Here is a 13,799-nt window from a genome sequence, read left to right as displayed (position 1 = left end):
GATCCAACTACCTGCACGCCATGATGACCCTGCAGCCCGACGCGCTGAACCTGTCGGCCCGCGACACGGTCTTGCTGATCGTGCCGATGTATCACGCCAACGCCTGGGGCGTGATGTACTCGGCCCCGATGGTGGGGGCCAAGCTGGTGCTGCCGGGCCAGAAGCTGGACGGCGCCGCCCTGCACGAGCTGATGGAGACCGAGGGCGTCACCTATTCCGCCGGCGTGCCCACCATCTGGCAGATGCTGCTCGCGCACCTGAAGGAGACCGGCGGCAAGCTCTCCACCCTTCAGCGGGTGACGGTGGGCGGCGCGGCCTGTCCGGAATCGATCATCCGCACGCTGCACGACGACTACGGCGTCGACGTCATCCAAGGCTGGGGGATGACCGAGACCTCCCCGCTCGCGACCGTCTCGGTCCCTAAGGTCCCGGGCCTCGACTTCGAGGCGCAGCTGCCCGGCAAGCTCCGGCAGGGACGGCTGGTGTGCAACCTCGATCTGAAGCTGGTCGACGACGCTGGCCAGCGCCTGCCGCACGACGGCCGGACCTTCGGCCGCCTGATGATCAAGGGCCCGACGGTGGCCAGCGGCTACTTCCGCGCCGAGGGCGGCGAAGTGCTGGACGACGAGGGCTTCTTCGACACCGGCGACGTCTCCACCATCGACCCCGAAGGCTACATGCAGATCACCGACAGGGCGAAGGACGTGATCAAGTCGGGCGGCGAGTGGATCAGCTCCATCGACGTCGAGAACCTGGCCATGGGCCATCCCAAGGCCGCCCTGTGCGCCGTGATCGGCGTGGTCCATCCCAAATGGGACGAGCGGCCCGTACTCCTGGTGCAGCTCAAGCCGAACGAAGCGGCCGAGAAGCAGGAGTTCCTGGACTTCCTCGAGGACAAGATCGCCCGCTGGTGGATGCCCGACGACGTGCTGTTCGTCGACGAGATCCCCCTGGGCGCTACCGGCAAGATCGACAAGAAGCTGCTGCGCCAGCGGATGACCGGCTACGCCCTGCCCTTCGACGCGGGGCTCAGGCGGTAGGCGGCTCCAGCCGCTCGGCGAGGTCGATCACGCGGGCCACCATGCCCCCGAGAAGTTGCGCCGGCAGCGGCTCCTTCAGCGCGCCGGTCTCGTCGAAGGCGTTGAGCGCGAAGGGGATCATCACCTGCTCGGTCGCCACCACCACCTGGATGGTGGACAGGATCTGGCGCAGGTGAGCGACGCCCCGCAGCCCGCCGAACGGGCTGATCGAGGCGGCCATCAGGCCGGCCACCTTGCCGCGGAAGCCGCTCAGCGCCACGAGGCCCTCCCCGTCGGTCGGACGCGAAACCCAGTCGATGGCGTTCTTCAGCACGCCGCTGACGCCGCCGTTGTACTCCGGCGAGGCGATCAGGAAGCCGTGGTGGCTACGGAACAGCGCCTTGAGGTCGCGCGCGCCCTGCGGGAACGCATTGGCCTCGATGTCCCCGTCGTACAGGGGCAGGTCGAACGCCTTCAGGCTGATCTCGGTCACCTCGGCGCCGCGGGCGCGCGCCTCGGCGGCCGCCAGGGCGACCAGGGCCTGGTTGAGCGAGCCGGCGCGGGTGCTGCCGGAAAGGGCGAGAAGCTTGACGGGCATCGGTGTCCTTCGTGGTGGCTCAGACGGCGGAATCGGTGGGGACGTCCTCCTTGACGTCCGCGGCGAGGTTGCGGCCCACCTGGGTCAGGGCCTTCCTCAGCACCTCGATCTCGGTGGGGGTAAGGCCTTCGAGCGCGACGCGGTTGACCTCGGCGACGGCCGGCATCAGCACGGGGTGGAGCGCTCTCGCCTCCGGCGTCAGGAAGACGTGCACCTTGCGGCGATCCTCGATGCTCTTCTGGCGGGTGACAAAGCCGCTGCGCTCAAGACTCTTGAGGGCGATGACGGTCGTGGGTTCGCGCATGCCCACGCGGCGGCTGAGTTCGCGCTGGGTCAGGCCGTCCTCCCGCCACAGCACGCGAAGGAATCGCCACTGTCCGCTGGAAACGCCATGGGGCGCGGTTCGCACCTCCAGGGCGCGGGAAAACGCCCGGAAGGCGATGCGGGTGAGGTAGCCGATGCTGTTGCTGGGATCGGCGTAGAATCCGGTGTCGCTCATCGGCTGACCATTCCACCGCCAATCAAGCGCTGCAATCAGCGGCTGTTGACAGGCCCCTCTACCGTTTCTACGAAATGCATAGAATGCTAATTATTTAGGTCGTCAACCGATGTCGTTCCCCGGTCTGCCCCTCCTGCCGACAACGATCGTCGGCAGCTATCCGCAGCCGGACTGGCTGATCGACCGGGAGGGGCTGAAGAGCCGGCTGCCGCCGCGGGTGCGGGCCCAGGAGCTGTGGCGAATCGAAGGTCCGATGCTGGCCGACGCCCAGGAAGCCGCGACCCTGGTGGCGATCAGCGACCAGAAGCTGGCCGGCATCGATATCGTCGGCGACGGCGAAATGCGGCGCGAGAGCTATTCCAACCGGCTCGCCACGGCGCTGGAAGGCATCGACATCGACAATCCCGGCGTCGCCATCGACCGCACGGGCGCGGCCAACCCGGTGCCGCGCGTCACCGGGCCCATCCGCCGCGCCGGCCCTATCGAGGCGCAGGACGCGGGCTTCCTCAAGCAGCGGGCCGGCGGCTGGGTGAAGATCACCATCCCGGGTCCCTTCACCATGACCCAGCAGGCGCAGAACGACTACTACGCCGACGACCGGGCGCTCGCGATGGACTACGCCGACGCGGTCAACGCCGAGGCCCGCGACCTGTTCGCCGCCGGGGTCGACATCGTCCAGCTCGACGAGCCCTACCTGCAGGCCAAGGCCGACCAGGCGCGGGAATTCGCCATCGACGCCATCAACCGGGCCGTGAAGGACGTGGGCGGGCTGACCGCGCTGCACATCTGCTTCGGCTACGCCCACGTGCACAAGGGGGCCGCCAAGCCCAAGGGCTACGGCTTCCTCGAGGAGCTGGAGGCGTCGAACGTCGACATCATCTCGATCGAGGCGGCCCAGCCGAAGCTCGACCCCTCGATCCTGCGCGAACTGCCCAGCAAGCACATCATGTACGGCGTGATCGACCTGAACGATCCCAACGTCGAGACGCCCGAGATCGTGGCGGCCCGCATCCGTGAGGCCCTGCCCTACATCGACGCCGAGCGGCTGATCATCGCTCCGGACTGCGGGATGAAGTACCACAGTCGCCACGTCGCCTTCGGCAAGCTCAAGGCGATGGTGGACGGCGCGGCGATCGTGCGCCGCGAGCTGCAGGGCTAGCCAGCCGCCGTCAGCCAGTCGGCGAGGATGCGGTTGGTCGTGGCCGGCCGCTCCAGCGTCGGCAGATGACCGCAATCCTCGATCACCTCCAGCCGCGAGCCGGGAATCGCCGCCAGCATATCATCCTGGTGCGCCGGCGTGGTGATGCCGTCCTGCGCGCCGCGGATCAGCAGAGTCGAGCACGCGATGGCGCCCAGGGACGGGCGGCTGTCGGCGCGGGTCATGATCGCCCGCTGCTGGCGCAGGAAGGTCTCGGCCCCGGTCTCCGCCGCCATCCGCCGCACGACATCCAGCAGGGGCGTGTCCTCACGGCGCGCGGGGTGCACCAGGATCGGAATCCGCTCCTCGACCACTTCGGCGAACCGCCCGGATTCCACCAGCCGGATATAGCCCTGCCGCCGTTCGGTCTGGGCCGGCCCGTCGTTGGGGGCGAGCGTCGCGATCAGCACCAGCGAGATCACCCGTTCCGGCGCCTGGCGCAGCACTTCGAAGGCCGTGAAGCCGCCCATGGCGTGAGCGACCAGATGGAACCGGTCCGGCGCCTCGTCGAGCAGCCGGTCGGCGATGCCGGCGATCGTCTCGTCGCGGCTGTGGTCGGGGAAGCGCAGGTCGTAGTCGCGCGACAGGGCGGCGGCTTGCGGCGCCCACACCTCCTGGGTCAGGAGCTGGCCGGAGGCGAAGACGACGGCGGGACGGGGCATCAGACGACCTGGTTCTGCAACGGCTCGCCTGCCCGAAGGCGGCGGCAGTTCTCGAAGGCGGCGGCGAGGCTGCGCTCGAGCGTCTCGGGCGTCAGCCAGGCCATGTGCGGCGCGACTACAACATTGGGCAAGGCGAGCAGCGGATTCGCGGGATCGACGGGCTCCTGGCCGAACACGTCCAGCCCCGCCCCGCCGAGACGACCGGAAGCCAGCGCCTCGACCAGCGCCGGCTCGTCGACCAGCCCGCCGCGGGCGGTGTTGATCAGGATCGCGCCCGGCCGCATCGCCGCGATCGCCTCGCGCCCGATCAGGCCCTGAGTCTCATCGGTCAGCGGAATGTGGAGCGAGACGATGTCGGCCTTGGCCAGCAGGGTCTCCAGCGCCACGGCCTCGCCCGGCAGGTCCGGCTTCGGACTGCGTGCCGTGTAGATGACCTGCGCGCCAAGCGCCTCCAGCGCCATGCCCAGCCGCGAGGGCGCCGAGCCATAGCCCACGAAGCCGACCGTGCGCCCGGCGATCTCGCCCGTGCCGTCGATCTGCGCCGGATCCGGCGACCACCCCCACCCCGCCCGCGTCAGCGGATCGAGATAGGAGAGCCGGCGCAGCACGGCGAGCATCAGGGCCAGGGTCATCTCGGCGACCGCCTGGCTGTTGGTTCCAGGCATGTTGGCCACCGCCACGCCTGACGCTCGGGCGGCCTCGAGGTCGATGGTGTTCACGCCCACGCCCAGCTTCTGGACCAGCCTCATGCGCGGCGCCTGGGCCAGCATCGCCGCCGTCACGGGCTTGAGAACGTGCAGCAGCACCTCGGTGTCGGCGATTTCGCGGGCGAGGCCCTGTTCGTCGTCCTCGTCGACGACGACCGCATCGACGGCGAACTCGGCGGCGAACCGCGCCAGCTGGGCGCGGAAGCCCTCGCTGGCCCGATAGTGCAGCAGCGCCTTCACCGCAGGGCGGCCGCCACCGACGGCGCGAACGCCGAGGCGCCGGCGAAGGTCGCGCCCTCGCCCATCGCTTCCTCGATGCGCAGCAGCTCGTTCCACTTCGCCATGCGCTCGGAACGGGCGAAGCTGCCCACCTTGATCTGGCCGGCGTCCCAGCCCACCGCCAGATGGGCGATGCTCACGTCTTCGGTCTCGCCCGAGCGCGCCGAGACGATGGCGCCCCAGCCGAGCGCCTTGGCCGCGTCCAGCGCCGCCTTGGCCTTGGTGACCACGCCGGCCTGATTCACCTTCACCAGCACGGCGTTGCCCGCGCCGGCCGCGGCCGCCTTCGCGACTCGGTCGGCATTCGTCACCAGGATGTCGTCACCGATCAGCTGCACGCGGTCGCCGAACCGGGCCGTCGCGGCCGCCATTCCGTCGAGATCGTCCTGCGACACCGGGTCCTCCACCGACAGGATCGGATAGCGGGCCACCCACTCGGCCACTCGCTCCACCATGGCTTCGCTGGAAAATTCCGCGCCGTCGAGGCCCAGGCGATAGCGGCCGCCATCGAACAGCTCGTTCGCCGCCACGTCGAGCGAGATGAACACGTCCTCGCCCGGACGGTGGCCCGACATCTCGATCGACTTGGTGAGCGCCGCCAGAGCGTCCTCGTTGGAGTCGAACATCGGCCACCAGCCGCCCTCGTCTGCGGCGCCGGCGAGCCGTCCGGTCTCCTCCATCAGCCGGCCGGCCGCGCGGAAGACGTCGCCGGTGATCTCCAGCGCCTGACGCACGCTGTCGGCGCGCGGCGCCATGACCATGAAATCCTGCACGTCGGTGCGGCGGCCGGCATGCGCCCCGCCGCCGAAGATCTGGATCTCGGGCAGCGGCATGCGCGGGCTCGTCCCGTCGGCCAGATAGGCCCAGAGCGGGAGCCCTTCGGCCGCTGCGGCGGCATGCAGGGCCGCCAGCGAGACGGCGACGGTGGCGTTGGCGCCCAGGCGGGCCAGGTTGGGCGTCCCGTCCGCCTCGACCATCGCCGCGTCCAGGCCGGACTGGTCGCGCACGTCGCGGCCCTGCAACAGCTTGGCGATCTCGCCGTTGACCGCCGCCACGGCCCGATCGACCCCGAAGCCGCCGAACCGGGCCCCGCCGTCGCGCAGGTCGATGGCCTCGTGCGCCCCGCGCGAAGCGCCGGCCGGCGCGCAGGCCCGCCCGGTCGCCCCGCCTTCCAGCACGACGTCGGCTTCCACCGTGGGACGTCCCCGCGAATCCCAGATCTGGCGCGCGCGCACCGTCGTGATGGTCGTCTTCATCGGCTCTCCAGGCGCTCGCGCCACCGCGCGGCCAGTTGGGTCATGTCGGCGGCGGGCCTCGCCACCAGCGATCGCGCGGTCTCGCGCACGAAACCGCGGTCGGCCTCGGTCTGCAGATAGTCGGCCGGCGACTTGCCGTCGACGCGCGCCAGCAGGATCGCCGCGGTGAGCTCCGCCGCGCGCACGGCCAGACCCGCCTGCGCCTCCCAGGTCACGCCGTCCAGGTAGCCGGCCTGCAACGCTGCGAACGCGTCCAGGAACGCCGGGGCGTGCGCCGGCTTCCACACCGTCTTCAGCAACAGGTGCGTCGAGCAGAACGCCAAGTCGAAGGCCGGGTCGCCGTACCAGGCGCATTCGGCGTCCAGCAGCACGGGCCCGTTCGGCCCGCAGAGGATGTTCTTGGGGCTCACGTCGCCATGGACCAGCGAGATGCGCGACGCCGCCGTTCGATCGGCCAGCGCGGTCAGGGCCGGCGCCAAGTCCGCATGCGCCTCGGCGCAGCGGCGCAGGAACGGGGCCAGGCGCAGGTCCTCGAACAGCGCGGTGGTCTGGAATCGCTCGGCGATGTCGGCCCGGCCGGCCGCGCCGGCGTGGATGGCGGCCGCCATCCGCCCGACCTGCCCCGCGAACGCGACGTCGACGCGGCCCGCCGCAAGCTCCGCCTTCCAGACGCTGTGCGTGGCTGGATCGAAGAAGGCCATGACGAAGAGGTTGGCGTCTGGATCCTCGTAGAGCACCTCCGGAACGGCCTCGCCGGCGAACGCCCGCGCCGTACGGAGCCATTCGACCTCGTAGTGCGACCGCTCCACGGGCGCGCGCCAGTCGGCGGCCACCCGTAGTTTCGGGAGCGCGCGCTTCACGCAGACCGGGCCGGTCGGCAGGTCCAGGCGGAAGACGTCGCTCGAAACGCCGCCCGTCAAGGGATGCAGATCGGCGGTCGCCCCCTTGGGCAGGAAGCCGCCGACCTCCAGCAATCGGACAATCTCGGGATTGGTGGTCACGGCAGATACTTAGTATCCTAAGTGAAATTGGTCCAGACACCGTCGCCACGCCGGCGAACCGTCAATCAAATTGACGAAACGGCAATCCTGGCCTTTAATGCGCCCAATGATGATCGGGCGTAGGCTCGGAACGAACAGGAGGACAACATGGCTCAGCCGACCAATCGTGAATTCGACATCCGCGGCGTCAACCACCTCGCGCTGGTCTGCAAGGACATGGCCAAGACGGTGGAGTTCTACCGCGACGTGCTGGGCATGCCCCTGGTGAAGACCATCGACCTGCCCGGCGGCATGGGCCAGCACTTTTTCTTCGACATCGGCAACGGCGACTCGCTGGCCTTCTTCTGGTTCCCGAACGCGCCCGAGGCCGCGCCCGGCATTTCGGCCCCGGCGCAGCTTCCCGGCGGCGGCGACATCCGTTCGGCCCACGGCTCGATGAACCACATCGCCTTCAACGTCCCCGCCGAGCGGTTCGACGAGTACCTCGCGAAGCTGGAAGCCAAGGGCGTGAAGCTGGGCAAGGTGCTCAACCACGACAACTCCGCGAGCCAGGTCAGCGAAGAGATCACCGACGACGTGTTCGTGCGCTCGGTCTACTTCTGGGATCCGGATGGCGTGATGCTGGAGTTCGCGGCCTGGACGCACACCGGCTTCACCGACAAGGACGTGGCGCACGAGGCGGTCGACGCCGAGGGCAAGAAGTCGCGGTCCGTGGTGCTTCAGGCTGATACGCGAGCCCTCGAAACGGCAAAATAGCCACACCCGGCGGGAACCGTGAGCGACGCTGCGAAGGCGGCGTCGCTTCCCGTTGACAAGAACACTTAGGAATCTAATTATAAATCTAAGGACCGGCGCTGGAGCGGTGGTCCCGGCTTGCTCTCACGTCAATTTCCTTGACGATCAGGGCGAGCGAGCACACACGCGGACCAAGTTCGACCACGAGAACGTCGACGGGGTTTCAGAGGGGGAGGCGGCGATGAACGCCAGGATTCTATTTGCCACCACCATGCTGGTGAGCGGGCTCGCCGCGAGCGCGCTGGCGGCCGAGGCCACGGCGGCGACCGGCGTCACCGAGGTGGTCGTGACCGCCCAGAAGCGCGCCGAAAACCTGCAGGACGTGCCGATCTCGATGGAGGTCGTGTCGGCCAAGGCCATCGACGCGTTCCACGCCGACACCTTCCGCGCGATCAGCGTGCCGAACGTCAACGTCGGCAACATCGGCGGCAATGACGTCATCTACATTCGCGGCTTCGGCTCACCGTCGCAGAACTACTCCTTCGACCAGGCCGTCAGCATGTACGTGGACGGCATCTACGCCGGCCGCGGCCGCCAGTTCATGGCCCCGTTCTTCGACCTGGAACGCGTCGAAGTGCTGCGGGGGCCGCAGGGCGCTCTGTTCGGTAAGAACACCGCCGCCGGCGCCGTCAGCATCATCTCGGCCCAGCCGACCTCGACCTTCGAAGGCGCGGTCACCGGCGTCTACAACTTCAACCAGGATGGACCCGAGCTTTCGGGCTACGTCTCGGGGCCCATCTCCGATCAGGTCAGCGCGCGTCTGGCGGTCAAGCTGATGGACAAGGACGGCTTCATCGAGAATCTCGGCCAGAATGGCCGCGATGAGCTCACCACCAAGCAGGCGCTGGCTCGCCTCACGGTGAAGTACGCGCCGACCGACACCTTCGACTACGTCGGCAAGGTCGAGTACGCCCAGCTTCGGCAGCGGGGCAACGTGACCGTCGCGGGCCCGCTGACCGGCGGCCAACAGCCGGTCAAGACCCGCTACACCGACGACGGCCCGCTGGGCGAGGCCGGCTTCGACACCATCGCCTGGAACGTCGCCGGCACCGGCACCCTGGACCTCGGCGCGGTCACGGTCGTGTCGGTCAGCGGCTTCTCGACCTTCAAGGCCAAGCACACCAACGACTTCGACCAGGCGGTCCCGGGTGGGGGCCTCACGCCCCTGACGGTGGCGAACAACTATCCCGAAACGTTCCAGCAGTGGTCGCAGGAACTGCGCCTGCAGTCGCCGACCGGCGAGAAGCTGGAGTGGATCGTCGGGGCGTACTACGACAACCAGCAGTACATGGTTGACCAGTACAACTACTACTTCATCGCCGGCCTGGGCGAGTTCATCCCCTACAGCCACTTCAAGCAGCAGTCGGAATCCTGGTCGGCCTTCGCCCAGGGCACCTATCACGTGGCCGACAACTTCCGGATCCTGGGCAGCCTGCGGTACTCGCACACCAAGAAGCGGGGCGACTTCAGCGTGAAGTCCCTGCTTGGGCCCTTCCCGTTCCGGCCTCTGACCACCGCGAACGCCCGGATCTCGGAAGGCAACGTCGACCCGTCGGTCACGCTGCAGTACGACGTCGCGCCGGCGATCATGGTCTATGCGACCTATGGCCAGGGCTCGAAGTCGGGCGGCTTCGTCAGCAACACCTACGGCACGACCAACGCCACCTTCACCTTCGACCCCGAGAAGTCCCAGAACTACGAAGCGGGGATCAAGAGCACCCTGGCCGACGGCCGGCTGGTTCTGAACGGCGCGGTCTACGACACCAAGTTCAAGGATCTGCAGGTCTCGACCTACAATCCGAACATCCAGAGCTACATCGTCGGCAACGCGGCCAAGGCGAGCAGCAAGGGCGTGGAACTGTCGGCGACCTGGTATCCTGCCACGGGCTTCGACATCACCGCGCTCGGCGCCTACCAGGACGTGAAGTACGACGACTATCCGGGCGCCCAGTGCCTGGCCACCCAACCGATCACCGAGTGCAACCCGACCGTTCCGGCCAGCGTCGCGGCCAACAACCTCAAGGGCAAGCCGCTGCCGAACATCTCCAAGTGGAGCGGCACGCTGAAGGCGCACTACGTCACCCCGATCAGCGAGGATCTCCAGCTCGCGAGCACCGTGGCCGTGTCCGGCCGCTCGAAGTTCTTCAACTCGGACGACGAGAGCCCCGCCTACGGCAAGCAGAAGGGCTACGCCAAGGTCGATGCGCGCATCGAGCTGTCGCCGCCCGACAGCAAGTGGCACGTGGCCCTGGTCGGCACCAACCTGACCAACAAGCTGACCACCAGCGGCTCGTTCCGCCTGCCGGTGCCGGTGACGACGGTGACCCGCGCCCTCTACTGGGTCGAGCCGCCGCGCAACATCTCGATCGAGGCCGGCCTCAAGTTCTAGCCCTGGAGAGGCGGCGGGCCGGTTTCGGCGGGCCCGCCGCAGACTTCTGCCCGCCCCGATCCCGGCCATCCGGAGCCGCCGCATGATCGACGTCCACTTCGTGCCCACACCCAACGGGAACAAGGTGACGATCATGCTGGAGGAAGTGGGTCTTCCCTACCGGCTCGTCCCCTACAACATGCTTGAGGGCGAGCACCTGACGCCCGAGTTCCGGCGCATCAATCCCAACGGCCGGCTTCCAGCGATCGTCGACCACGAGCCGGCCGATGGCGGCGGGCCCTTCGCGGTCTTCGAGTCCGGCGCGATCCTGCTCTATCTGTCCGAGAAGGCCGGCGGCGCACTGATGCCGGCGGACCTGCGCCGCCGCTCTCTCGCCCAGCAATGGCTGATGTGGCAGATGGCGGGCCTGGGGCCGATGCATGGCCAGGCGCACCACTTCATCCGCTATGCGCCCGAGGGCCAGGACTACGGCGTCGCCCGCTACGGGGCCGAGGCCCGCCGGCTCCTGGCGGTTCTGGAGGCCCGGCTGGCGGTCGCCGAATACCTCGCCGAGGAATACTCGGTCGCCGACATCGCGTCCTGGCCATGGGTGCGGGCCACCTACGCCATCAGCTTCGACCTAGAACCCTACCCCTCGATCCGGCGCTGGATGGACGCGGTCGGCGAACGGCCGGCCGTCAAGCGCGGGACCGAGACCCGCAACGCCCCCAACCTGCAGAAGCTGCGCCCGGTGCTGACCCCACAGCAGTGGTCCAACCTGTTCGGCGAGAACATGCTCAAGAGCTTCGAGGGCTGATCGCGCCGGATGGATCAGGCCGCAGCCATCACCGCCGCCCCGCCGGCCGCCGCGCGGCCCGGGCGCGTCCTGGCGCTGCTGCTGCTGACGGCCGTCGGAACCACCAACTTCATGGATCGCCAGATCCTGTCGGTTCTGGCCGAGCCGATCCGCCAGGACCTGGGGCTCAGCGACACTCAGTTGGGCCTGCTCACCGGCCTCAGCTTCGCGTTCTTCTACGCGATCATGGGCGTGCCCGCCGCGATGCTGGCCGACCGCTATCATCGCGTCCGCCTCGTGGGCGCCGCCTGCTTCATCTGGAGCCTGTTCACGGGGGCCTGCGCCTTCGCGGGCTCGTTCCTGCACCTGGCGATCGCCCGGTTCGGCGTGGGCGTCGGCGAGGCCGGCGGAACCGCGCCGTCGCTCTCGATCCTGGCCGACTACTATCCGCCGCGCATGCGGCCGGCGGTGATCGGCCTCTTCACCGCCAACGGCCCGTTGGGCGTGTTCGTGGGCGCCACCTTCGGTGGCTGGGCCGCGGGCCAGTTCGGCTGGCGCAGCGCCTTCCTTCTGGTGGCCGCGGCCGGCCTGCTGGCCGCCCTTTGCCTCGTGATCTTCGTGCGGGAGCCGCAGCGCGGAGCGCTCGATCCCGCCTCCGCCGCGCGCACCAAGCCCGCCCCGCTGGGCGCGACGGCGCGCGTGTTCCTGTCGCGGCCGACGCTCCGCTGGCTGGTGGTGGCCAGCGCGCTGGGCGCCTTCGTCAGCACAGGCATGCTCGCCTGGATCCCGGCCTTCCTGATGCGCGTGCAGGGGATGCCCCTGGCGGAGCTGGCGCGCTGGTTCGGGCTGGCGGCGGGCGTCTGCTTCGGCATCGGCATCGCCGGCGGGGGCGCGCTGGTGAACTGGGCTTCGCGCCACAGCCTGACGGCTTATGCCTGGGTGCCCGGGCTTTCGATGCTGCTCACCGCGCCGACCCTGGCCCTGGCGCTACTGGCCGGCGACTGGCGGATCTCGCTGGCGCTGATGACCGTCCCGATGATCTTCTCGACGATCTACGTCGCCCCGGCGCTCGCCTTGGTGCAGAACCTCTCGCCCGTGGCCGCCCGCGCCACCGTCACGGCTCTGCTGATGCTGGCGTTCAACATCGTGGGCCAGGGCGGCGGCCCGGTGGCGATCGGCATGCTGAGCGACCTCCTGGCCTCCCAGGGCGCGCCCGACCCGCTACGCTTCGCCATGCTCGCGCTCACCCCGACCGCGGTGATCGCGGCGCTTTGCTACTTCGCCATGTCGCGTTTCGTCGTGCGCGACGCCGAGGCGGTCGCCCGCGAGGCCGGCTAGAGCCTTCCCGGATCAGGTGGGATCACCTGATCCGGACGAGAAGGCTCCATCTTCAGGAATTCAGAGCCTGTCCGGGCGGTGAACCGGTAGCCACTTCACCCTGACGGGCTCTAGGACCAGAAATCGTCCCAGTGGGCCTGGTCGCCGACGCTCTCCCAGTGATCGGTGAGCTTGCCATCCTCGAAGCGCCAGAGGCCGAAGCCCCAGGTGTCGAGGGTCTTGCCGTTCCGCTTCGCCGTCATGCGATGCACCACCAGCCCCCAGGTGTCGTCCGCAAAGAACGTGCCTTGCAGCGTCTCGTGGAAGGTGTTGTCGGTCAGGGCGTGGATGCGAGCGATGTGGGCCTTGAAAGCCTCCGGCCCCACGTAGGTGCCGGCCAGGATGTTCTGCCCGGGCGAATGCACCGTGAAGTCGTCGCGCATGTTGCCCCACAGGGCCTCGCGGTCCTTGGCGTAGATGCGCTTCAGAAGTTCGAGATTGTTCATGCGTCGCCCGTTCGTTCAGTTCGCCATCGTGCCGCCGTCGACGGCGATGTCGGTTCCGGTGATGAAGGCGCTCTCGTCCGAGGCCAGGAACAGCGCCGTGGCGGCGACCTCCTCAGGCTCGCCGATCCGCTGGAGGAGCTGGCGCGCGACCGCCCGTTCGGTCCAGCCCTGCTGCTTCATGAGAGGTTCGGTCTGAGCCGAACGGATCATGCCGGGCGAGATGGTGTTGGCGCGGATGCCGTACTGCCCGCCCTCGCAGGCGTACTGCCGCGTCATGGCCGTCACTGCGCCCTTGGCCGCGGAGTGGGCCAGCATCCCCTGCCCGCGCGACCCCTTCTTGGCCGCGGTCGAGGCGGTGTTGATGATCGAGCCGCCGCCCGCCGCGATCAGGTGCGGCCAGGCCGCGCGGCAGAGATGGAAAATGATGTCCACCTCCTCCACCTGGGTCTTGTTGAAGGTGGCGTAGTCCATCTCGCCGACAAAGGCGAAATAGGCCATGGCGGCGTTGTTGTAGACCACGTCGATGCGGCCGTAGTGCTCCAGCGCGAAGGCCACCAGCTCGTCCGCGCCCTCGGGAACCGACAGGTCGACGGGCTGCAGCGACACCATCTCGCCACCCGCGGCGCGCGCTTCGTCCGCCGTCCTACCCGCGGCGGAATTGATGTCACATCCCACCACTTTCGCACCCTCGCGGGCGAACATCAGAGCCGCCGCGCGGCCCATGCCGCTGCCCGTGCCCGTGATGATCGCAACCTTGCCTGCGAGACGTCCCGCCATCCTGCTCTCCCTCGCCTTTTG

Annotated in this window: 14 protein-coding genes; 6 read left to right on the top strand and 8 right to left on the bottom strand. The window is 68.8% G+C overall.

Annotated features, from left to right (window positions below):
• Nucleotides 1-1,040 (top strand): AMP-binding protein (locus GC203_RS12570; protein ID WP_293454824.1); only part of this gene is annotated, 1,040 nt, incomplete at its 5' end.
• Here the strand turns inward: GC203_RS12570 and GC203_RS12565 are convergent.
• Together GC203_RS12565 and GC203_RS12560 are read right to left on the bottom strand one after the other, a co-directional pair.
• Nucleotides 1,030-1,617, bottom strand: a complete 588-nt coding sequence (locus GC203_RS12565; protein ID WP_293454821.1) for an NAD(P)H-dependent oxidoreductase — start codon at nucleotides 1,615-1,617, stop codon at nucleotides 1,030-1,032. The two genes, GC203_RS12570 and GC203_RS12565, sit on opposite strands and share 11 nt — an antisense overlap.
• A 19-nt stretch (nucleotides 1,618-1,636) precedes the next feature.
• Nucleotides 1,637-2,116, bottom strand: a complete 480-nt coding sequence (locus GC203_RS12560) for a MarR family transcriptional regulator (protein ID WP_293454818.1) — start codon at nucleotides 2,114-2,116, stop codon at nucleotides 1,637-1,639.
• A gap of 109 nt (nucleotides 2,117-2,225) precedes the next feature.
• Between GC203_RS12560 and GC203_RS12555 the strand changes: the two genes are divergently transcribed.
• Nucleotides 2,226-3,275, top strand: coding sequence for a hypothetical protein (locus GC203_RS12555; RefSeq protein WP_293454816.1), 1,050 nt, complete (start codon nucleotides 2,226-2,228; stop codon nucleotides 3,273-3,275).
• Here the strand turns inward: GC203_RS12555 and GC203_RS12550 are convergent.
• Genes GC203_RS12550 through GC203_RS12535 form a run of 4 tightly spaced genes read right to left on the bottom strand, consistent with a single transcriptional unit; the run spans nucleotide 3,272 to nucleotide 7,219 of the window.
• Nucleotides 3,272-3,976, bottom strand: coding sequence for an alpha/beta fold hydrolase (locus tag GC203_RS12550; RefSeq protein ID WP_293454813.1), 705 nt, complete (start codon nucleotides 3,974-3,976; stop codon nucleotides 3,272-3,274). The two genes, GC203_RS12555 and GC203_RS12550, sit on opposite strands and share 4 nt — an antisense overlap.
• Complete coding sequence (locus tag GC203_RS12545) at nucleotides 3,976-4,923, bottom strand: 2-hydroxyacid dehydrogenase (protein ID WP_293454810.1); 948 nt, start codon at nucleotides 4,921-4,923, stop codon at nucleotides 3,976-3,978. The genes GC203_RS12550 and GC203_RS12545 overlap by 1 nt, the downstream gene beginning before the upstream one ends.
• Nucleotides 4,920-6,218 carry a phosphopyruvate hydratase gene (gene eno, locus GC203_RS12540; protein WP_293454807.1) on the bottom strand — a complete coding sequence of 433 codons (1,299 nt, stop codon included), beginning with the start codon at nucleotides 6,216-6,218 and terminating at the stop codon, nucleotides 4,920-4,922. The genes GC203_RS12545 and eno overlap by 4 nt, the downstream gene beginning before the upstream one ends.
• Entirely contained in the window at nucleotides 6,215-7,219 is a 1,005-nt protein-coding gene (locus GC203_RS12535; RefSeq protein WP_293454804.1) for a phosphotransferase, read from the bottom strand. The genes eno and GC203_RS12535 overlap by 4 nt, the downstream gene beginning before the upstream one ends.
• A gap of 147 nt (nucleotides 7,220-7,366) precedes the next feature.
• Here GC203_RS12535 and GC203_RS12530 point away from each other — a divergent pair, with 147 nt between their 5' ends.
• From GC203_RS12530 to GC203_RS12515, 4 genes are all read left to right on the top strand, one after another.
• On the top strand, nucleotides 7,367-7,975 hold the full coding sequence (locus tag GC203_RS12530) for a VOC family protein (RefSeq protein ID WP_293454801.1): 609 nt from the start codon (nucleotides 7,367-7,369) through the stop codon (nucleotides 7,973-7,975).
• Between the two features lie 220 nt (nucleotides 7,976-8,195).
• The gene (locus GC203_RS12525; protein WP_293454798.1) at nucleotides 8,196-10,403 is read left to right on the top strand and encodes a TonB-dependent receptor; all 2,208 of its coding nucleotides are present in this window, start codon (nucleotides 8,196-8,198) and stop codon (nucleotides 10,401-10,403) included.
• An 82-nt stretch (nucleotides 10,404-10,485) separates the two neighbouring features.
• On the top strand, nucleotides 10,486-11,199 hold the full coding sequence (locus GC203_RS12520) for a glutathione S-transferase N-terminal domain-containing protein (RefSeq protein WP_293454795.1): 714 nt from the start codon (nucleotides 10,486-10,488) through the stop codon (nucleotides 11,197-11,199).
• A 9-nt stretch (nucleotides 11,200-11,208) separates the two neighbouring features.
• On the top strand, nucleotides 11,209-12,516 hold the full coding sequence (locus tag GC203_RS12515) for an MFS transporter (RefSeq protein WP_293454793.1): 1,308 nt from the start codon (nucleotides 11,209-11,211) through the stop codon (nucleotides 12,514-12,516).
• A 110-nt stretch (nucleotides 12,517-12,626) separates the two neighbouring features.
• Here the strand turns inward: GC203_RS12515 and GC203_RS12510 are convergent, their stop codons facing one another.
• Together GC203_RS12510 and GC203_RS12505 are read right to left on the bottom strand one after the other, a co-directional pair.
• Nucleotides 12,627-13,001 carry a nuclear transport factor 2 family protein gene (locus GC203_RS12510; RefSeq protein ID WP_293454790.1) on the bottom strand — a complete coding sequence of 125 codons (375 nt, stop codon included), beginning with the start codon at nucleotides 12,999-13,001 and terminating at the stop codon, nucleotides 12,627-12,629.
• Nucleotides 13,002-13,016: 15 nt separating this feature from the next.
• Nucleotides 13,017-13,778 (bottom strand): SDR family oxidoreductase, encoded by a 762-nt coding sequence (locus tag GC203_RS12505; protein ID WP_293454787.1) that lies wholly within the window; start codon nucleotides 13,776-13,778, stop codon nucleotides 13,017-13,019.
• Nucleotides 13,779-13,799 lie beyond the last annotated feature (21 nt).

The sequence above is a fragment of the Phenylobacterium sp. genome (assembly GCF_016124325.1).
Classification (GTDB): Bacteria; Pseudomonadota; Alphaproteobacteria; order Caulobacterales; family Caulobacteraceae; genus Phenylobacterium.
Note: the sequence above shows the minus strand (reverse complement) of the source record. Positions and strands in the feature narration are given on the sequence as shown.

Bases quoted from the DNA above. Each gene is read 5' to 3' on its own strand.
- GC203_RS12565 (WP_293454821.1), bottom strand. From the start codon at position 1,617: ATGCCCGTCAAGCTTCTCGCCCTTTCCGGCAGCACCCGCGCCGGCTCG.
- GC203_RS12560 (WP_293454818.1), bottom strand. From the start codon at position 2,116: ATGAGCGACACCGGATTCTACGCCGATCCCAGCAACAGCATCGGCTAC.
- GC203_RS12555 (WP_293454816.1), top strand. From the start codon at position 2,226: ATGTCGTTCCCCGGTCTGCCCCTCCTGCCGACAACGATCGTCGGCAGC.
- GC203_RS12550 (WP_293454813.1), bottom strand. From the start codon at position 3,976: ATGCCCCGTCCCGCCGTCGTCTTCGCCTCCGGCCAGCTCCTGACCCAG.
- eno (WP_293454807.1), bottom strand. From the start codon at position 6,218: ATGAAGACGACCATCACGACGGTGCGCGCGCGCCAGATCTGGGATTCG.
- GC203_RS12530 (WP_293454801.1), top strand. From the start codon at position 7,367: ATGGCTCAGCCGACCAATCGTGAATTCGACATCCGCGGCGTCAACCAC.
- GC203_RS12525 (WP_293454798.1), top strand. From the start codon at position 8,196: ATGAACGCCAGGATTCTATTTGCCACCACCATGCTGGTGAGCGGGCTC.
- GC203_RS12520 (WP_293454795.1), top strand. From the start codon at position 10,486: ATGATCGACGTCCACTTCGTGCCCACACCCAACGGGAACAAGGTGACG.
- GC203_RS12515 (WP_293454793.1), top strand. From the start codon at position 11,209: ATGGATCAGGCCGCAGCCATCACCGCCGCCCCGCCGGCCGCCGCGCGG.
- GC203_RS12510 (WP_293454790.1), bottom strand. From the start codon at position 13,001: ATGAACAATCTCGAACTTCTGAAGCGCATCTACGCCAAGGACCGCGAG.
- GC203_RS12505 (WP_293454787.1), bottom strand. From the start codon at position 13,778: ATGGCGGGACGTCTCGCAGGCAAGGTTGCGATCATCACGGGCACGGGC.